The organism is Geobacillus sp. FSL K6-3411, assembly GCF_037965715.1.
Taxonomy (GTDB): domain Bacteria; phylum Bacillota; class Bacilli; order Bacillales; family Anoxybacillaceae; genus Geobacillus; species Geobacillus thermodenitrificans.
Window position 1 is genome coordinate 2,165,398 of sequence record NZ_CP150187.1, and the last position, 18,795, is coordinate 2,184,192.

An 18,795-nucleotide genomic window follows, 5' to 3' on the forward strand; every position below is an offset into this window, starting at 1 on the left:
TTTTAATTTATTTAAAAATAAGCCCATTTTGCAAACGGCTCAAGAGAACAGATCAGTAAGAAGCTCTAGGATGAACCCCAGGGCTTTTTATTTTTTCGCCCTTTTGCCTTCCGAATCGTAAAACAGCGCAAGCCGATTCCCCTTTTTGGTCGGCAGAATCCCTGAACCTTTCCGACCAGAAAGTAAGCAGACCGGCCAAGCCGTCAAGGGGCAAAGAACGTTTTTGCTGAAACCCTTGATTATTTAGCTATACGTTTTTTGTGTTTCTCCATGCCAAACGGACGAAATGGATCTCCCTTTGACTGAATCCATTCAGCTATTTGACAGGCTGGATCGAGCCGAAAGACAAAAGATTTGGCAGCTGGTTTTACCGTCACTGAGCCTTTCCGACTGTCAGCTGGCTATTCCATCGCCGCAGGGACCCGAACTAAAAAGAGACGAAAGCACCGGTACACCGCTTACTGAGTGAAGAAATATCGGCTCTTCCTAGGCTTTGCTAAAAGGTTTGATCGACAAAAAACATATTTGCAATAATATTAACTTGTTTACATTATTATCCTATTTATGTAAATATTTTGGTTAAATAGTAAAATATCCTTTTTCCTATGGAAAATTTTGACGTATGGTGATATGATGTTTTCGGTGCTTCTTCAACCAATCTATCAGAAAGGTGGTAGGAAACATGAAGAAACTCATTTTATCCGCTGGCTTATCCACAGCCATCCTCATGGGAGGGATGGGCTCCGCTTTTGCTGCAGAGCAACCATCGAATGCTCCGGATGGTGGACTCGGCAGCGTTCTTGGAGCGGTCAACCAATTAATAGGCAGCACGAAAGTGGAGGTGCAAAGTGGCGCTAGTTTGAAGGTGGATGGAGTCACGGTCACAGCACAAGCAGTGAACTCGACTGAACAATCGGGATTAACCGGATTGCTCAGCGGTGGAGTGTTAGGGGGAACGAGCGGAACTTCCGCTTCGGTATCGTATGCCGGGTATTCCGCCAGCACATCGGCAAGCGGCAGCTGGGGGCTTGCCTCTTCCGTTCAATCGATTGGCGGGTTATTGAACAGTCTAGGTCAATCATTAAAATAACATTCTGAAAAGGAAGGGGAATGATCATGAAAAAGTTGGTCAAAACGGTTGGCATTTCGGCGATGTTACTGGCGGGTAGTTTCGTAGCGGGAAATGCAGCGCCAGCTTCCGCAGCAGGTCTTGGCGACGTACTGGGAGCCGTGAATAGTTTAGTCGGAGAGACCAATGTATCGAGCGGCAGTGTCGTGAGTGCCACTGGCCCGAACTTTGAGATTCAAGCTGGTTCCACGTATACAAATAATCAAAATGGCGTAACCGGTCTTGTTGGAGGCGTTCTTGGTGGTACATACAACACCAATGCAAGCCTCAGCGGTCCGAACGGTCTGTCTGCCTCCGCGTCCACTAGCGGCAGCTATGGCTTGGCTTCGTCCGTTCAATCTCTGACGAATGGATTAGGCGGTCTGCTTGGCGGACTCCTGAAATAACATGTCCCCTTTCCCTGATCAGGGGGCATAGAGCCTCTGCTTGCATGGTAGGCAACCAGCCTACCATGCAAGCCACTCCATGAAAAGCAGAGTTTCTGAAGTCAGATGCCGTGAGAAAATGGACAGTTTTGTTTTGCATGAAACATGGACAATGAGTTCAAAGATTGATCTCTGCTCTTTTTGCAATAATCATAATCGTGTTTGGAATATGATGGATATGAACTGAGGAGGGATATTGAATGAAGGGAACGGGAGCACTTTTGATCTTCCCATTTTTATCCTCTTTCTTCGGATATACGGATCATATGGAACCACCAGTCATACAAGGTCAGGTATCGGTATCAATTTCGAGCCCAACGGAATCGTATGACCAAAGCAGCCCCATTCAAGAATTGGCTCCTCAAACGTTTGGAGCATCAGTTGAAAAGTCCGTCACGCTGCCTTCAGGATTACATATTTCTGCTAGTTCTTCTTCGACAGTCATCGTACCAGAGTTTACAAAATAATTAAGAAACAACAAGTTAGCTATAGGTTATTATCCCCCAGTTTGACAGTCACTAGGCAAACTAAGCACCCATAAGCCTAGTCAACTCAAGGATTGTGGGTGTTTTTTTGATCCAAGAGTTAAGGGTGAACATAATGGGGAAAAAGAAAAGTGAGTTTTGGGGATGGATGAAGACAATCATTATTGCCATTTTATTAGCTTCTTCTGTTCGGTACTTCCTATTTGCACCGTTTGTGGTAGAAGGACAATCCATGATGCCTACACTACACGACCAAGATCGTATGATTGTAAACAAAATCAAATATTCTTTTGTAAAACCGGAAAGGTTTGATATTATTGTATTCCATACAAAAGACAAAAAGGATTACATAAAACGCATCATTGGGTTACCCGGGGATCGCATTGAGTATAAAAATGATACTTTATATATAAATGGGAAAGCTTATAAAGAACCTTATCTAGATGAATACAAAAAGCAAAACAAATCTGGTCTCCCCCTTACGGAGTCGTTTACTCTAAAGGACACTCCAATCGGTAGAAGCACTGTTCCTGAAGGCTATTTATTTGTCATGGGGGATAATAGAAGAAACAGCAAGGACAGTCGTCATATTGGGGCCATTCCAATGGATGATGTTGTTGGCGAGGCAAACATCATTTGTTGGCCTTTTAACCGTATCCAAATAATGAAATAAGCCGGTCAAAAAGATCTTGTGTCTTTCCCAAAATTACCCAATAAAGTGATTTTAGGGTCTGTTACAGTCCAATGTTGATCATGAATAAAAAAACTTCCTATTACTGGAAGTTCTTTTTTTGTAACAATATAATTTTCCTCAAGCACCAGTTCGGTAAATATCTACACTACAGAAAACTTTGCGATATGTAGAATGGCGATGCAAAAGATTTTTTAACACGAATATGTTCTTTCTATTTATTATCATCCAGTTGCCTTCTTAATGCTTCGAACTCACATTATTTTTCCATAACTTCTCTTGAACTGATTGTCCAAATAGCAATTTTCCATTGCTCATCAAACTGGTTTGTACAGACGTCCCAATATAAACCATTTGGCAAATGTGATGTTTGTCCAATCAACGCATTTTAAATTCTAGCTTGTCACACTTTGATTGTCCAAAAATTACAAACGCCATCGTCCAGACGAACGCATTCATTTTCTCCCAACGCAGCATATCGTTTTTCACCATAAAAACACCCTTCCCCAAAGAAGAAGGAAGGAGCTGCAAGTCTTCTGAGCGAGGCCCTCTTCTTTCAGAGCATGCTAAGGACTTTGTTCGTTCTCTGTCAAGAAGACGATGTTCCAATCCCCTAGCGAGGCCTTTCTCTTTCAACAAAAGCAAGAGTATTAAAACCAGGCGCATTTTTGGTGGTGTTTCAATCCTCTAAACGAGGCCTATCTCTTTCAACGTCAGAGGCTCGAATGGCGCTGAAACGTCATTCAACGTGTTTCAATCCTCTAAACGAGGCCTATCTCTTTCAACAGCTCCTTCATTTTACCATTGATTTTCTAAGGCGGCAAGGGGCCATTTTGCACACCCCTTTCACCCCCTCAAAAAATAAAATGTGGTTATGTTAACTTGCGCGACTGACCAAAATCGTCAATCGTCCAAACCATTGATCAATCAACGAAATATTTCGATAAACGAAAGAAAAAGAGGCTTGCACACCCCTGCCGTTTTTCCGGCCATTTTGGGGTGTGCAAACCGGGCAGCCGATGACCATTCACCGCCGCACAAGCACTTGCTCGAGCCCTGCCGCTACGCCGTCTTCCTCATGGGAGAGGGTGACGAAGTCGCATGTGGCTTTCAGTTCCGGGGCGGCGTTGGCCATGGCGACACGACATCCCGCGACCTCAAACATTGACAAGTCGTTATGGCTGTCGCCAAAGACGACCGTATCGCGCAAATCGATGCCGTAATGGGAGGCAAGCTGCTTGAGCGCTTCCCCTTTCGTCGCCCGTTCGTTGTTCACCTCAATGTTGTGCGGATGCGATGACGTGACCGTCACGCCCGGCAGCGGGTCAAAGTGGGACGCCGCATCGCGCAGACGTTCGCGGTCAAGGGAGAAAATCAGCAGCTTATAGATCACCCGCTTCGGGTCGTCCCACACCGTGCGGATGTCATCGACGTACGTCACCCGCGCCTGTTGAAACTGTTTCATCACAATCCATTTCACCTCTGGCGCCACCTCGGTCTTCTCCAAAGCGAGCGCCTCCCATTGGGCGCGGTTGTGCAAGCCGACGTACACCTCATCACCTACGTACGTCTCGCAATACAAATCAGACTGTTCACGCACCCAATCCAGCGCATGACGGATCACCGTTCGCTCAAGCGGCGCTTGGCTGATGACGGTACCGTCTTCAAGCGTCACGATCGCTCCGTTTAAGCTGGCAATCGGACAGACGAGCCCCGCCTCGCGAAGCGGGGCGAGCGCATCTTTGCGCGCCCGTCCGGTGACGACAGCGACGAGATGACCTTGTGCTTGCGCAGCCATGATCGCCTTGCGGTTTTGCTCGCTAATTTTTCCTTCCCCGTTTAATAGCGTTCCGTCCATATCTAAAGCAATCAGCATCCATTCATCCCTCTCTCTTTCGCTATTCTCTGTCGCTGCCCGCAAACCATAGCAGCTTGCTTTCCGCTCCAACCGTCCTCTTGACCGCTCCCCTATTATAACAAAACGATGGAAAAAACGTGAAATCTTCCGGCTTTTCATAGTATAACAGATGAGAAAGATTCTCAATGAGAGCGAAGGGATGTGTATGTGGATCGTTTATGCCTTGCTAGCGGCGGTATTTGCTGCGCTGACATCGGTGCTGGCGAAAATCGGTATCGAAAACGCCAATTCGAACTTGGCAACTGCCATTCGCACCGCGGTCGTACTTGTGCTTGCCTGGGGCATCGTTTGGATGACAGGCGCTCATCACGGCATCAAAGCCATTTCCACCAAGAGCTGGTGGTTTTTATGATTGTCTGGAGTAGCAATGGGATTATCATGGCTTTGTTTTTACAAAGCGATCCAAATCAGTGATGTGTCCCGTGTCTCGGCCATCGACAAGTCAAGCTTAGTGTTGACGATTTTGTTTGCCATGTTTCTCGGCAAAGCGATGTCAGCAAAAGTCGTGATCGGGGGGCTGCTCATCACCGCGGGGACGTTGTTTATGATGTTGTAGCTAGCCCGATTCCCCAACTACATTTTTTATTCCCTTATAGACAAAACAAACCAAAAAGTGGTATAATGGAGTTTGTAACGACGAAAAGCTTCCTGGATCCTTCCATATTTATTGAGGGATCGAAAGCCGCTTTTTTGATCACCTCATTCAATCTTCGCGTGGCGAAAACGCGGGCAGATTTTCACCACAGCGTGTCACGTGAAGAGTAGTTTGGAAGGAGACTCATAAATGAATGATTTTCACCCGTTCGGTTGGTATGCGGCGAAAATGGCCCCGCATTTGCCGAAAAAAGCGTTTCAACCTGTGAAGTCCCGTTTGTTTGGAGGGTTGGCTTATTTCTTATTGGTTACTGGCGGCATCCTCGCTGTGTCACTTCTGTCTCTTCATCCAATATGGAACCTCCTCATTTCTGTTGTGCTCGGTTTCAGTTTTGCCGCATTAGGATTTTTAGGCCATGAAATATTGCACGGCACGGTCGTCAAAACGCCGTGGTTGCGCGATCTGCTCGGGGCGATCGCCTTTTGGCCGCTCTGCACCGGGCCGAAGCTATGGCGAAAATGGCATAACGCCACCCACCATGTGCATACCCAACATGAAGAAAAAGACCCCGACGCTTGGCCAAGTATGGAACAATTGGCGAAAAGCCGTCTGTTGCGCTGGGTATACCGCATTCCATTCCCGATCCGCGCCTTTTTCGCGTTCAGCTCCTTGTCGGTAATGTTTACCGTTCACTCGATTCGGATGTTGTTTTCCTTTTTCCGAGATTTTCGTTGGAAAAACCGCGCCGTTGTCCTGCTTCAATTTTTCTTGCCGTGGATGACTTGGCTTGGGTTGCTATGGCTGATCGGCTGGGAAAAGTGGTGGTTCGCGTTTTTACTTCCGCTGCTGATCGCCAACATGATCGTCATGGGCTACATCTCGACCAATCACCGTCTCAATCCGTTAGTGCCGGTCAACGACCCGTTGGCGAACAGCTTATCCGTCACCGTACCGAAGTGGGTGGACGTTCTCCACTTCAATTTCTCGTATCATACCGAACATCATCTTTTTCCGGCGATGAGCTCGAAGTATTATCCACTCGTGAAAAAACATATCAAACAAATGTGGCCGGACCGCTACCATGAAATGCCGATGAAAAAAGCGTTGGCCGCGCTTTGGAAAACGCCGCGCGTCTACTACGAGCATAGCGAGCTCATCGAGCCGAAGCAAGGTCATGTGTACGGCACCCTCGGCAACGGACTCGACCCAAACGAGATTGTGCACCGCGAGTTGAAACAAGACGCTCAAGCACTGCCAACGATGCGGCAGGAAGAATGGAAAAAAGCGTCCGGAGTGGAGAAAGTGTAAATACGCCCTGCCATCCTTGGTTCAATTCCCCTTGCAAGGAGTCTCGCTGCAAAAGAAATCGGCAGCAAGCTCAAGCCTATCTGTACAGAAGAAGGTGTCCCCCAAAAGATGGGACACCTTCTCTTCGTTCAATATCACCATTACGGCGTTCATTTGCCAAGGGAAGCCATCGTTTTCCCTTTCTCGCTTCATCAACGGCACTGGTCGATGCAAGCGATCAACCGCTTTTCGATATCAGCCGCCAACTTTTCAAGCGTCGGTTCACTGACCATGCCGACAAGCATCGTCGGTTTCGGCATGCCGATCTTTGTCACTCCGTTTTCCACATAGACGACGATTTTACACGGCAAAAAATAACCGACTAAGAGATTTTCACTTAACACCCGCGCCGCTTCTTGCGGATTGCACACTTCTAAAATGACCATCGGCGTAGAAAAATCAAGTCCTTTTTCTTGCAGCTTCTCCGTGACGCTAAACCGCCAGAGCACGCCAAACCCTTCTTGTTTCAAGTGTTCTTCCAAACGCTCGATCGTTTCGTTCAAACCTGTTGTTACGTGAATCGTGTAATGAAACATTGCTTATTCTTCCCTTCGTGAATAGTTTCCCACTGTTTATCATGCCCAAACAGATTTGTAAAAAATAAAAGGCGAAGCATGATCCGTTTTCGCCTTCACACATATCGTTTTCCGTCGTCCATCGATCCACTCATAAAATATCCACCCAAATTTTCACTGCTGTCGCCAAAATCAATACTGCCAAGATCACTTGTAACACTTTCGTATTCATCTTTTGTCCGGCTTTCGCCCCGAGCGGTGAAGCAAGCAAACTTGCGATGACCATAATCAACGCTGGAATGTAGTCCACTTGACCCGTAGCGATTTTCCCGAACGTCGAGCCGATCGAGGAAATGAACGTCACCGCCAAAGAAGTAGCGATCGTCATTCGAGTCGGAATTTTCAAGACAACGAGCATGACGGGTACAAGTAGAAATGCCCCCGCCGCCCCGACGATGCCGGACCCGATGCCAATGAGAAACGCCAAGACGGCCGCCAGCCATTTGTTGAATGTCACTTGGTCGAGCGGAATGTCATCGATCCCTTTTTTCGGCACAAACATCATGATCGCTGCCAACGCCGCCAGCACGCCGTAGACAACGTTAATCGCTCCTTCACTCATTAGCTTCGAGCCATAGCCGCCGACGAAACTGCCAATTAAAATGCTTGCCCCCATATACAAAATGAGCGATTTATTCAAGTAGCCGCCCTTCCGGTACGCCCATACGCCGCCGATCGTCGCGAAAAACACTTGCACGGCGCTAATACCGGATACTTCATGGGCGCTGAATGCTGCGAGCCCAAACAACGGCGGGAGGTATAAAAGCATTGGATATTTAATAATGGATCCACCAATACCGACCATACCGGAAATAAAGGAGCCGATAAAGCCGATCAAAAAGATGACAATGATAAACTGAAGCGATATGTCCACCTTTTACGCCTCCTCTCTTGATCTTCATTGAAAAACGAGGGGGATCTGTTCAGCACATCCCCCTCTACCTAAGCAACCGCCCATTAGGCATGAGTATGATGCAGCGCGCAGCGGTTCGGACCGATCTCAAGCTCCCGTTGTGTTTCGATATCCACCGTTTTGAGCCCGCGGTTGATGGCAACAATGTCTTCAAAGTTCGGCGGGGTTTCCGTCTTGGCGCCTTGGATGACGAGATCGATGAATTCGTCTTTCGCTTTGTTTTGCATCATCTCATTGCGGGCACGGATGCGGCCCAGCGTATCACCGACATACCCCTCCGCGTTGATTTCTTCATCTAAGTTCGCGTAGTGCGCCGGCAAGACGATGACATCATCAGCCATGGCCGCCACTTTTTCATATACGGTGTGATACAAATCTTCCGCCCATTCGGCCACTTTGCCGCCAAGGTCCGGGCGTCCGAGACCACCGACAAAGATGGTGTCACCTGAGAACAACCATTTGCCATTGACGAAGAACGAGACGCTGCCTGGCGTATGACCCGGCGTTTTCACCGCCAGCACTTCAAGATGGACGTTTTCAAAGTCGATCGTTTCATGTTGCTCAAGCGGCTCAAAATCGAACACCGCCCCTTCGCTTTTCATCAAGTAATATGCTGCTCCCGTTCGTTCGGCCAGCGCTTTGCCTCCGGATAAGTGATCGGCATGCAAGTGCGAGTCCACGATATGCGTGATCGTTACTCCTTCTTGTTGGGCCACTTGTTCGTACACGTCAATAAACCGCAACGGATCGACGACAAGCGCTTCGCCGCCAGAGATGACCATATACGACAGGCATCCTTTGCCGACGCGGATGAATTGGTACACTTTCAATTGATCGTCTTTGTATACGTTGACTTGATGGAGATGCTCGCTCCACGCCTGCATCCCGCCGGCGAGCGTATACACGTTGTCAAACCCGGCTTCTGCCAGCTGCTCAGCGACAAATGCCGCCGATCCACCCTTCGCGCACACGACGACGATGTCTTGGTCTTTCGGAAGACGGTCGACAATGGAGTCAACTCCGTCAACCAACTCAAAATACGGTACGTTCAAATACGCGAAGTTTTCCCCTTCGATTTTCCAATCGCGAAAATCACTTTCATTGCGAACATCCAAGATAAACAACGATTCTTTGTTTAACACCTTTTCCGTCATTTGTTGCACGGTCATTTCTTTCATCATGTTTATATACCCCCTAGTGTATATTAGTTTGTTAAAAAAGGCCGCTCAATTATGATTGAGCGGAATCAAGCGGCCCATTCCACTGCGACATGCCTGGAATGACGTTCCGCACACGGTCAAATCCGTTTTCAGCCAGCTTTTGCGCAGCCAAATCGCTCCGTGTCCCTGTGCGGCACACGACATAAATCGTTTTGTCTTTCGGAAGTTCGGCCATCCGATTTTCAAGCTCCCCAAGCGGAATTGAAACGGCGCCCGGAATATGGCCAAACGCATACTCCGCCGGTTCGCGGACATCCAAAACAAACGAATCAGGATCGTGAAGTTTTTCTTGCAATTCTTCATTCGATACGACATGAGGGAATGTCGTTTCTTTGCGTGTTTCACTTTCTGCTGCCTTGCGGATATAATGTTTCAAAACCCCATTTTCTTCAATTGTTCCTACATATTGATGCCCTGTGCTTTCCGCCCATGCTTTGATATCGGCTTTGGATCCCTTATCCGTCGCCTGCACTTCCAGCACTTGCCCCGGCTGCAATTCATTGATCGCCTTTTTCGTTCGAACGATCGGCATCGGGCAGGACAGTCCTTTCGCATCAACGGTCATATCAACTTTAATCATGAACGAATCCCTCCTTACGGCTTATTCGACAGGCCCTTCCCAGGCCAGCATGCCCCCTGTCATGTTGACGACGCGGTAACCGCGGCTGTCAAGAAACTCCGCCGCACGGCCGCTGCGGCCGCCGGAACGGCAGACGAGAATGTATTCCTCATTTTTGTCCAATTCATGCATGCGAAACTCGATCAAACCGAGCGGAATATTGACCGCTCCTGGAATTTTGCCCGCAGCGACTTCCTCCGGCTCGCGCACATCGATGATATGAAGCGATTCTCCAGCGCGAAGCCGCTCTTCTACCTCTTTTGGCGTGATCGTTTTCATCATCATCCTCCTCTACTGCCAGGCGTTTAGGCCGCCTTTGACGTTCGTCACGTGCTGAAATCCCATTTTCTTTAACAATTTGCTCGCTTTTTGGCTTCGCATCCCGCTTTGGCAAATGACAATCACTTCTTTTTCTTTGGATAGTTCGTGAGCACGGGCTGTCAATTCGTGCAGCGGGATGTTCCGAAACCCTGGCAGATGGTAAGACTGAAACTCCAAAGGGGTGCGCACATCAATATACTGTACCCCGGGTTCTTTCAACCGGCGTTTCAATTCCGCCGCCGTCATCATCCGCACCCCTTTCGGCGGGATGAAGCGGCTGGCAAAAAACCAAACAAGCAAAACAAACAGGATGATGTTGATGATAGTTTGCGACATATGATTCCCTCGTTAAATAAATAAGTTCACGTTCCCTTCCGACGCATCAGCCAAATACGCGGCGACGCCAGCAAACTCAACGCCGTCGATCAATTCCTCCGGCTTCAGCCCAAGCAAATCGACCGTCATTTGGCAAGCGACGAGTTTCACGCCTTGCTCTTTCGCCATCTCGATCAACTGCGGAAGCGGCATGGCGTTATGTTTTTTGATGACCTTTTTGATCAACTTCGGGCCGATGCCGGCAAAATTCATGCGCGACAGCCCCATGCGATCCGCGCCGCGCGGCATCATCTTCGCGAACATCTTTTCAAGAAACCCTTTTTGCACGGGAACCGGCGCCTCTTTCCGCAAGGCGTTCAGCCCCCAGAACGTATGAAAGATCGTCACGTCATGGTCGTAGGCAGCGGCGCCGTTGGCGATGATGTAAGCCGCCATCGCCTTATCGTAGTCGCCGCTGAACAAAATGATCGTCGTCTTTTTCTTCGGCTGTGTCATCTGGCTGCCTCCTCTCTAAATATACATATATGGGTATATTAAAATCTAAAAAATTATCCTTTTTGAATCCAGAACGTCAACACACCGTTTTCCTCTTTCATCTCAATGACCGTATGGCCGCTTGTTTTCGCCCATGCCGGCAAATCGTTTTTCGCCCCTTTATCGGTCGTTTGCACTTCCAGCACTTCTCCCGATTGCAATTCGTCCATCGCTTTTTTGGCTCTCACCACCGGCATCGGGCAAGCCAATCCTTTCGCATCCAATACTTTCGCTACGTTCATGATGATGACCTCCTTCACAACAGATTTTTATTACCATTACCCCTATGGGTATATTACTACAAGAAAAAGAACGTTGTCAACACCTTTTTGTTGAGCAACGCATTAACGGCTTTTCACAAGCAGTTCCACTGCTTCTTTGACAAGACTGTCTGTGCTTTCCCCTTTTTCCATGCTTTCACGAAGACAATGTTCCAAATTGGTGCTGACGATGACGGCAATGGCGCGGTCAATGGCATTGCGCGCCGCCGACAGCTGGGAAACGACGCTCTTGCAGTCTTTCCCTTGTTCCATCATGCCAAGGACGCCTTTAATTTGTCCTTCAATCCGTTTTAAGCGGTTTTTGATCTCTTTGTTATATTCCATCGGCTCGTTCGCCCCCTTTCTTGACAATCGCAAGCCGTGATCGAATAGCTGTTCACCTCATAGCCATAGCGGCGCAACAGGCGGATGCCGACGTTTTTTTCGATGTCATCCTGAACGATGATATGAAGCGGCTTTGGCGGAATATCCCGCGCATGCCGTTTCAAATACGCCACCGGAATATGCAACGCTTGGCCAAATATGGAGCCGTTGCTTTCATTATAATCGCGCAAGTCAAGAAGAAGCAAGCCGTCCGGCACCTCTTCTACCGGAAGGCATGGGATATGTTTTACAGGATAGTAGCGTCGATACAACGCTGCGCCCAAAAGAATGAGAAAGAATAACAAACTGCTAACGATCAACGGTTCACCCCCTCTATTCACCCTATGCACGATCATTATATACCCTATACGGTATAATGACAATAAGAAATATTTTCCTCAACAATTGGTTATTCCCAGCGAATCAAAAGACCATAGACAGCCGGGTGAAAACGGACAAGTTCCACGTTGCCCGCCTTTTGCTTCACATAGGAAAACAGTTCCTCCGACGGAATCCGCTCATGGAGCGGCGGCCCCATTTCGCTTTCAATCGCTTCCCATTCGATCAACAGAAACTGCCCGTTTGGCCTCATCACACGGCGAATTTCGTCAATGGCGGCTTCTTTTCGTTCCACTTCATGAAAGACGAACGCCATGATTCCTTTGTCCACCGAATGGGAAGGCAAGGCGGTCGAGGCGACATCCGCCACCTGATATTCAATGTTGGTGATCGCAAACTGTTGCGCCCGTTTTTTTAATAACTGGATCATCTCCGGCTGCACATCGATCGCGTACACTTTTCCGTTTGTCGCCTGCGCGAGAGGAATCGTAAAATAGCCATTCCCCGAGCCAAGATCCACGATCGTGTCATTCGGTTTCACAGACAACATCGAAATTGCCTGTTGCGGGTCGATCCATTCCTTGCGCTTCGGATCCAATAATCGTTCAGCATGTTCGTAATGAAAACGATGCCCTGTCATCCTTTTCCCTCCTATTCCTCACTTCAATTTCATTATACTCGTAAAGAGAGGAAAAAAGCCGGCATTGGAAAACGCCGGCTCCTTTTCCCTACCGAACGGCGCAACGGTTTGGACCGATTTCCATCTCCCGTTGTTCCTCTTCCGTCGGATGCAATTTCCCCATGTTGGTTTGCCGAATTTCCTTGTAAGCATTCGGCTGCGGCGGCAAGTTCTCCGTGACCGTTCGGCGGAATTCTTCATCGCTGGAAATATTTAAACCATGATTCTTTTCATAAAGAACCCCCAACCGTTCCGCCACGCTGCCATCCTTATTCATTTCATTCGGCCCCATATAGTGCGCCGGCAATACAATCAAATCATCTGCAAGCTGTTTGTAACGCCGGTAAAGCGTCTCCCGCAGATCATCGACCCAGTCTTGCGCTTTCCCGGCAAGATCCGGGCGCCCAATCGAGTCGATGAATAAAATATCACCGGTTAACAAATATTGATCGTCCACAATAAACGATGTACTGCCGATCGTATGCCCCGGCGAATACAACGCTTCAATCACGACATGGCCGACGCGGATGCGGTCGCCATCTTGAATCGGTGTGTAGGTAAACGTCACCTCTTCCGCGTCTTTCGGCGGCAAGTAATACGTTGCACCCAGTTCTTCCGCCAACTTACGCCCGCCAGAAATATGGTCGGCATGCAAGTGCGTATCGAGCACATGCTTGATTGTAATGCCGTGTTCGTTGGCAAAACGGACGTATGCGTCAGTCATGCGGTTCGTATCGATCAACGCCCCCTCGCCGTTCGATTCGACGAGATACGAGAGACACCCTTTGCCGAGGCGGACGAATTGGTAAATCGTTCCTCCGCTTTTCAGCTCGCCGATTTTCACTGGTTCCAAATGTTCGCTCCATGCCTTCATGCCACCTTCGATTGAATAAACGTCCGTATAGCCCGCCGCTTCCAACTGTTCTGCCACAAACTCCGACGAGCCGCCCTTCGCGCAAACGGCATAAATCGTTTTGCTTTTATCTTTTGGCAAACGGTCCAAATATGGTTCAATGCCATCCAACACTTCAAAATACGGAATATTGACGACCTCGACATGTCTCCCTTCAATCCGCCAGTCAGCAAAATCTTCGGGGTTGCGAGCGTCCACAATGAACAGCTCCTCACCGCGAATGATCTTATTGGCGATCTCTTTGACCGAAATCGTTTTTGCCAACGATATCCCCTCCTGATCTCATAGTTTCGTCAATGGTCCGTTATTCTCAACGATGATTCGCCTGATTCCACAATGCCATAATGGCATCCGGATCATACCCGAGCACCCAGCGGCCGTTAATCTCGATTTGCGGCACGCCCATTTGCCCGGTCGTTTCCACCAGCCTCCGCGCCGCTTCCGGATCGAGCTCGACATTCACTTCCTTAAACGGAATCCCTTGAGCGCGCAAAAAGTTTTTCGCCATGACACAATACGGGCATGTCGTTGTTGTATAGACAGTGACTTGTGCCATATTCTCCTTCCTCCTCTCCCTTATTAGAAGGCCAATGTAATATCGGCGTCTTTCGCAAACTGCAGGAACGTCGCCGCCCCCGCTACTTCAATGCCATCGACGAATTGGTTTTTGTCAAGCCCCATGACATCCATCGTCATTTGGCAAGCGATCAGCTTCACACCCATCTCTTGCGCCATTTGAAGCAATTCGGCAATCGATGGAACGTTCGCTTTTTGGAACCCTTGTTGAAAATGTTCCTTCCCTTCCGGAATCGGCAATTGTTTGTGCGCTTCTTTATGGATGAGATTCAACCCCTCAAACGTAAAGAACACCCCGACCTCCGCGTCTGCCGCCGCAGCGGCCGTCGCGATGTTGAACACCTTGTACGCATCAAACAACCCGCCGTTTGCTGCAATAATCGCCACTTTCATGACAACAACCTCCTTCACGTATGTCGCTATTCTATTTCGATACCCTCATAATATTTTATACACATATACACGCTGTATTATACATATACGTGTATATGTATTGCAATAATCATACTATCGCATCATTGTTTTCTTGTCAACAAAAAAACGCAAAATCCAATGCAACGACTTTTCAGCCAGCTTCCAAAAAACGCTTCCCACTTCAAACGAAGCGAGAAGCATCCATTTTCCCGATTTCCCCGCTGACTAGACAACCAACAGAAATGGGTGTTTCTTATACTTTCCGAACAGTAAAAAACTTTCGCACCAACCATGGGCCTGGCGCAAATCGCAGCCCCAACTCCCATGCACCGATGCCCGCAATCTGAAATTGGCGGGCCAATTTCATTTTCTGTCCTATGCTTCTGACATCTTCAAACCATACCTCATGAATGTTTCCAAGTTCATCCGTATATCGAAAAAAGGGGGATTCATATTGAAACGAATATTGAATCGGCGATTGGTAACGCATGGCGGTTAAAACCGCCTCTTGGTTGGAGAGGGCCTTCGCCAATGTCCCAGGCTGGTACGGAATGATCCAATCGTATCCATATAAAGGGAGTCCGAGCAAGATTTTTTTTCGGGGGACGCGCTCGACGGCAAACTGAAGCGTCGATCTCACCTCACTAATAGGAGCGACTGGACCAGGTTCACTTGTTAAATGGTGCCAATCGTACGCCATAATAAACATATAGTCGACGACAGCACCAATGCCGCCGTAATCGTAGCCCCTGAGCCAAGGGATCTCCTCGCTCGTTTTCGCTGGAACGGCGATCGTCAAAACATACCCAGCCGGTTTTAACCGATCGCGCAACTGGCGCAAAAAACCCGTAAACAAATCACGATCCTCTCCGCGAACCTGCTCGAAGTCAATATTGACGCCACCATAGCCTTTCCGTGATACTAAATAAAAGATGTTCTCAACCAAGTTCGCCCTTGCTTCCGGATTGTTCAGCACTTGGCTTGCCAGTCTCGCACTAAATCCTTCTGATGTTAGGTTCGTCACTACCGCAATGGGTGTGACGCGGTTTTGCCATGCTGTTTCAATCGCTGCGGCGTCATCCCGCGTAGTGACAATGTCGCCATTAGGGGCAAAGTGATATTCGAACAGGGCAATGTACGATGAATACGGGGCAAAATCTCGCACGAACGTCCGATCTAAGTTCGGTTCGCGGAGAATGTAATAGGCTAACGTTATAGCTTGATACCAGGAAATATCAGGAATATAAATTTTCATTCCCGGATACATCCTGTACGGATCCACCGCCGGATTGGCTGCCCGCAACTGTTCGACCGTCACAAATGCTTTCTGTGCAATGGCGCTTAGCGTGTCTCCTGGCTGCACTGTATACGTATAGCTAGGAACAAGCAAAGCTTGACCAGGAACAATATTCGTTTCAACTAAGCCATTGACAAGGCGCAGACTTTCCAGCGGATAATCGTATCGCCTGCTGATTGAAAAAAGCGTATCTCCAGGTTGAACAATGTGGATAAACATGACCATCCCCCCGTTGAATCAACAAAGCTTCGGCGCTGGCATCATGATAAATATATATATGCTTATCGACCGCAACCGCACCTTGTCTTGACATGGCTAGTTTGCGATTCTTTTGCATGTTCCTAACGCGCAAGTCCTCCACGCACACCAATGCTCACACGCGGAAGAAACAATCCGGTGATCAACAGCAACAGAGAAGCCAAAAACCAAATAAGCGGGCGCGACGGCCGGAACGTTTGTTCATTAATTTGTTTCGTCTTCATGACATAACTAATGGTGGAAAACACAATCGTGCAGATGGAAATGACCACGGCCAATGCTCCGATCAATTGGACAATGGCCGTGGACAATGCGTTGCTCGTTGATTTTTCATGCAAATTAATCATTAAAAAAGCAATTCCAATAATGGCAATCGAGGTGCGAATCCAGGCGAGAAACGTCCGTTCATTGGCTAAGTGCTGCTGAATATATTTGGAGTCCTCTGTCGGTTTTGGTCTTTCTTCCTTCATCCACCTTTTCCCCCTTTTCACGAACTTGCCGGATCGTCTCTTTTATGATCGATGATCCAATCATCACTCATCGGTTCCACTATTTTTTAGATCACATCCACTGATGCAACAACACTGACAACCAATAGCGGATTTTCATGCTTAGAATGATCGAAACCAATGCGATCTGACTACCCACACAGGTATATTAGCCCTCAGTTTATTCTATTGTCAATCTGCACACAAAAAACACCTTGCCGCTATTGGCGAGGCGCCCGATTCGTTATCACTTTCAACGTACAGCAGATGCAATAACGCTGTTTAAGCAATTCCATCGGGAAGAAGTGAAATTGCAACATCTCGCCAAAAGCCCGGCATAAACCACAAGCGGACGGCGCACCCTAACCGCATGATGAGCACCGTCCGCTGCATAGACTCTATTTTTCTTCCAATCATGCCCCTTTTATTTCTCACTTGCTCGTTCCCGCGCACCTGTCCACGAGGCGAGCCGATCATTGGACATCAAAAGCACGCAAACGATCGTGAGCGCCGCGGGAATGAGCGCCCATAAAAACGTATCGGCGATCGAAGAAGCCAGTGCTTCCGTCAACCGATCGAGCACCGGTGCCGGGATGTGCGCCCGCGCTTCTGGCGACAACATCGCCCGCGGGTCGTGAACACTGCTTCCAAACGCGCCTTGCGCCATGCCGTGAAACTGCTCAGCCAATTGATCCGTAAACAAGTTGCGCTGAATGATGCCAAACACCGTAATGCCGACGGTCATGCCGAGCGACCGGACAAATGAATTCGTCGAGCTGGCCGCGCCCCGCTCCGCTTCGGAAAAATGATGGATCGCCGCCATGCCGAGGACGGAAAACGAAGCGCCCATCCCTAATCCGACAATGATCATGTACAACGTCACGACAAGACGCGTGGTCTGTTCATCAATCGTGCCAAACAGCCCGATCCCGGCCGCAAACAAGAGCATAAACCCGAACATCACGTTGCGGTAGCATAATCGTAAACGCAATCGGCACCAGCGCCTCGCCGCCGATGCCTTGAATGGCACGGAAGATGCTGAGCTGGACGATCGTTTGCGCCATGCCGCACAAAATCGAACCAAGCAAAAACACTATGATGCCAAATAAGAAAAATCGCTTCCTCCCGTCATATCGGACAGTTTCCCAAAAATCGGCATCCCGGCCATCTCGGCCACCATATACGCTGACGTCACCCAAACAAACTGCTTGAGCCCCCCGAGATCCGCGACGATCGTCGCCATGGCGGTCGCCACAATCGTATTGTCCATGGAAGCGACAAAAATGCCGAGCAACAGCGCGATCACGACCAATCCCGTCTTCGTTTCCTTCCTCTCCATCCGTTCCATTTCCCTCTATCTCTGTCTTTTTTCGTTCACCGCAGCCTTCTTGTCTTGGGCAAAGGCTGTATGATATTCAACAAGCCCAATGTCGCAGCCCGGACCGATTGTCACCCGATCCCCCCTGACGACCGCGGCTCGTGTATACTCCACATAAATCTCATCTCCTTCAATCACATCCGCTGCCAATACGGCGGGCGAAGAAGAAAAACGGCTCAACCAATGAATCGCGCTCCATTTTTTGCTGCGGGTGATGGAAATCGTCCGCCCCCCGATTTCCTTGACCGAGCTGTCGGCAAAACAGAGCGACAGTTCCACCTGCTCCGCATTCAACGTCTGTCCAATGTGCACAACTCCGGTCAACGCAACGCTCTCCGCCTCGCAACTTCCCGACACCGACAGCTCGCCGTAACCGCGGATGACATCGGCTTCGATGCCCCCCTCGACTTGCGCCATCCCGCGCAGCTGAAGATGCCCAAGGCGGGCGTGTCCCCGGATGTCCACTTCCCCGAACACCCCCATTTTCTCCGCCTGTACGGGACCGTCCACGTTCGCTTGGCCAAATAGGCGAAACGTGCGGGCCGCAACTGCTCCTTTCATGTCGGCTGCGCCAAACACTTTCAAGCGGTCGCACTCGATGTCGCCCCGAATCGTCGCATCGCCGCGAATCGTGACGTGATGGAACACACCGCCTCCAGAAAGCGCCGATCCATGAACCGTCAAGTTTCGTTCCGCCATCG

At 49.0% G+C, this 18,795-nt stretch carries 25 protein-coding genes and 1 pseudogene; 7 read left to right on the forward strand and 19 right to left on the reverse strand.

The genetic code is table 11. From position 1 onward, the window contains the following. Positions 1-682: 682 nt before the first annotated feature. The 4 genes from NSQ22_RS10905 to lepB all read left to right on the forward strand — a co-directional run bounded on the left by NSQ22_RS10905 (position 683) and on the right by lepB (position 2,712). Positions 683-1,090 (forward strand): hypothetical protein, encoded by a 408-nt coding sequence (locus NSQ22_RS10905; RefSeq protein WP_011887613.1) that lies wholly within the window; start codon positions 683-685, stop codon positions 1,088-1,090. A 26-nt stretch (positions 1,091-1,116) separates the two neighbouring features. After that, positions 1,117-1,515: a hypothetical protein gene (locus NSQ22_RS10910; protein WP_230459215.1), complete on the forward strand. Its 399-nt coding sequence runs from the start codon at positions 1,117-1,119 to the stop codon at positions 1,513-1,515. Positions 1,516-1,754: 239 nt separating this feature from the next. After that, positions 1,755-2,021 carry a hypothetical protein gene (locus NSQ22_RS10915; RefSeq protein WP_008880557.1) on the forward strand — a complete coding sequence of 89 codons (267 nt, stop codon included), beginning with the start codon at positions 1,755-1,757 and terminating at the stop codon, positions 2,019-2,021. Positions 2,022-2,154: 133 nt separating this feature from the next. Beyond that, positions 2,155-2,712 (forward strand): signal peptidase I, encoded by a 558-nt coding sequence (gene lepB, locus NSQ22_RS10920; RefSeq protein WP_011887614.1) that lies wholly within the window; start codon positions 2,155-2,157, stop codon positions 2,710-2,712. A 1,045-nt stretch (positions 2,713-3,757) separates the two neighbouring features. On the opposite strand, the gene NSQ22_RS10925 is transcribed toward lepB, so the two are convergent. Then, positions 3,758-4,606 (reverse strand): HAD family hydrolase, encoded by an 849-nt coding sequence (locus NSQ22_RS10925; RefSeq protein WP_100660625.1) that lies wholly within the window; start codon positions 4,604-4,606, stop codon positions 3,758-3,760. Between the two features lie 151 nt (positions 4,607-4,757). Here NSQ22_RS10925 and NSQ22_RS10930 point away from each other — a divergent pair, with 151 nt between their 5' ends. The 3 genes from NSQ22_RS10930 to NSQ22_RS10940 all read left to right on the forward strand — a co-directional run bounded on the left by NSQ22_RS10930 (position 4,758) and on the right by NSQ22_RS10940 (position 6,551). Continuing rightward, a complete protein-coding gene (locus tag NSQ22_RS10930) occupies positions 4,758-5,000 on the forward strand; it encodes a hypothetical protein (protein WP_339263449.1) in 243 nt (80 codons plus the stop codon). A gap of 15 nt (positions 5,001-5,015) precedes the next feature. Beyond that, positions 5,016-5,204 carry an EamA family transporter gene (locus NSQ22_RS10935; RefSeq protein ID WP_232724463.1) on the forward strand — a complete coding sequence of 63 codons (189 nt, stop codon included), beginning with the start codon at positions 5,016-5,018 and terminating at the stop codon, positions 5,202-5,204. A 228-nt stretch (positions 5,205-5,432) separates the two neighbouring features. Continuing rightward, the gene (locus NSQ22_RS10940; protein ID WP_339263450.1) at positions 5,433-6,551 is read left to right on the forward strand and encodes an acyl-CoA desaturase; all 1,119 of its coding nucleotides are present in this window, start codon (positions 5,433-5,435) and stop codon (positions 6,549-6,551) included. Positions 6,552-6,742: 191 nt separating this feature from the next. Here the strand turns inward: NSQ22_RS10940 and NSQ22_RS10945 are convergent, their stop codons facing one another. The 18 genes and pseudogenes from NSQ22_RS10945 to NSQ22_RS11030 all read right to left on the reverse strand — a co-directional run bounded on the left by NSQ22_RS10945 (position 6,743) and on the right by NSQ22_RS11030 (position 18,793). Then, entirely contained in the window at positions 6,743-7,126 is a 384-nt protein-coding gene (locus NSQ22_RS10945) for a DUF302 domain-containing protein (RefSeq protein WP_339263452.1), read from the reverse strand. Between the two features lie 130 nt (positions 7,127-7,256). Then, entirely contained in the window at positions 7,257-8,039 is a 783-nt protein-coding gene (locus NSQ22_RS10950; protein WP_339263454.1) for a sulfite exporter TauE/SafE family protein, read from the reverse strand. An 83-nt stretch (positions 8,040-8,122) separates the two neighbouring features. Continuing rightward, entirely contained in the window at positions 8,123-9,259 is a 1,137-nt protein-coding gene (locus NSQ22_RS10955; protein ID WP_339263455.1) for an MBL fold metallo-hydrolase, read from the reverse strand. Positions 9,260-9,308: 49 nt separating this feature from the next. Next, on the reverse strand, positions 9,309-9,878 hold the full coding sequence (locus NSQ22_RS10960; protein ID WP_339263456.1) for a sulfurtransferase TusA family protein: 570 nt from the start codon (positions 9,876-9,878) through the stop codon (positions 9,309-9,311). Between the two features lie 21 nt (positions 9,879-9,899). Continuing rightward, positions 9,900-10,196, reverse strand: coding sequence for a rhodanese-like domain-containing protein (locus NSQ22_RS10965; protein ID WP_015375136.1), 297 nt, complete (start codon positions 10,194-10,196; stop codon positions 9,900-9,902). A 12-nt stretch (positions 10,197-10,208) separates the two neighbouring features. Further along, the gene (locus NSQ22_RS10970) at positions 10,209-10,574 is read right to left on the reverse strand and encodes a rhodanese-like domain-containing protein (RefSeq protein WP_015375137.1); all 366 of its coding nucleotides are present in this window, start codon (positions 10,572-10,574) and stop codon (positions 10,209-10,211) included. A 12-nt stretch (positions 10,575-10,586) separates the two neighbouring features. Further along, the gene (locus tag NSQ22_RS10975; RefSeq protein ID WP_020278578.1) at positions 10,587-11,069 is read right to left on the reverse strand and encodes a DsrE/DsrF/DrsH-like family protein; all 483 of its coding nucleotides are present in this window, start codon (positions 11,067-11,069) and stop codon (positions 10,587-10,589) included. 53 nt (positions 11,070-11,122) lie between these two features. Further along, on the reverse strand, positions 11,123-11,350 hold the full coding sequence (locus NSQ22_RS10980; protein ID WP_013145016.1) for a sulfurtransferase TusA family protein: 228 nt from the start codon (positions 11,348-11,350) through the stop codon (positions 11,123-11,125). Between the two features lie 102 nt (positions 11,351-11,452). Continuing rightward, complete coding sequence (locus tag NSQ22_RS10985) at positions 11,453-11,713, reverse strand: metal-sensitive transcriptional regulator (protein WP_013145015.1); 261 nt, start codon at positions 11,711-11,713, stop codon at positions 11,453-11,455. Continuing rightward, positions 11,680-12,072 carry a hypothetical protein gene (locus tag NSQ22_RS10990; protein ID WP_033012386.1) on the reverse strand — a complete coding sequence of 131 codons (393 nt, stop codon included), beginning with the start codon at positions 12,070-12,072 and terminating at the stop codon, positions 11,680-11,682. The genes NSQ22_RS10985 and NSQ22_RS10990 overlap by 34 nt, the downstream gene beginning before the upstream one ends. Before the next feature lie 89 nt (positions 12,073-12,161). Beyond that, entirely contained in the window at positions 12,162-12,731 is a 570-nt protein-coding gene (locus NSQ22_RS10995; protein WP_339263458.1) for a class I SAM-dependent methyltransferase, read from the reverse strand. An 88-nt stretch (positions 12,732-12,819) separates the two neighbouring features. Next, positions 12,820-13,947 carry an MBL fold metallo-hydrolase gene (locus tag NSQ22_RS11000; RefSeq protein WP_014196120.1) on the reverse strand — a complete coding sequence of 376 codons (1,128 nt, stop codon included), beginning with the start codon at positions 13,945-13,947 and terminating at the stop codon, positions 12,820-12,822. Between the two features lie 46 nt (positions 13,948-13,993). Further along, positions 13,994-14,239, reverse strand: coding sequence for a glutaredoxin family protein (locus NSQ22_RS11005; RefSeq protein WP_013145011.1), 246 nt, complete (start codon positions 14,237-14,239; stop codon positions 13,994-13,996). A 23-nt stretch (positions 14,240-14,262) separates the two neighbouring features. Continuing rightward, positions 14,263-14,652: a DsrE/DsrF/DrsH-like family protein gene (locus tag NSQ22_RS11010; protein WP_020278573.1), complete on the reverse strand. Its 390-nt coding sequence runs from the start codon at positions 14,650-14,652 to the stop codon at positions 14,263-14,265. Between the two features lie 274 nt (positions 14,653-14,926). Continuing rightward, on the reverse strand, positions 14,927-16,189 hold the full coding sequence (locus NSQ22_RS11015) for a glycoside hydrolase family 18 protein (protein WP_339263460.1): 1,263 nt from the start codon (positions 16,187-16,189) through the stop codon (positions 14,927-14,929). 122 nt (positions 16,190-16,311) lie between these two features. Continuing rightward, positions 16,312-16,698, reverse strand: coding sequence for a DUF202 domain-containing protein (locus tag NSQ22_RS11020; RefSeq protein WP_060788961.1), 387 nt, complete (start codon positions 16,696-16,698; stop codon positions 16,312-16,314). 442 nt (positions 16,699-17,140) lie between these two features. Continuing rightward, positions 17,141-18,055: pseudogene (locus NSQ22_RS11025) on the reverse strand (MFS transporter). Between the two features lie 15 nt (positions 18,056-18,070). Continuing rightward, positions 18,071-18,793, reverse strand: coding sequence for a polymer-forming cytoskeletal protein (locus NSQ22_RS11030; protein ID WP_042382577.1), 723 nt, complete (start codon positions 18,791-18,793; stop codon positions 18,071-18,073). Positions 18,794-18,795 lie beyond the last annotated feature (2 nt).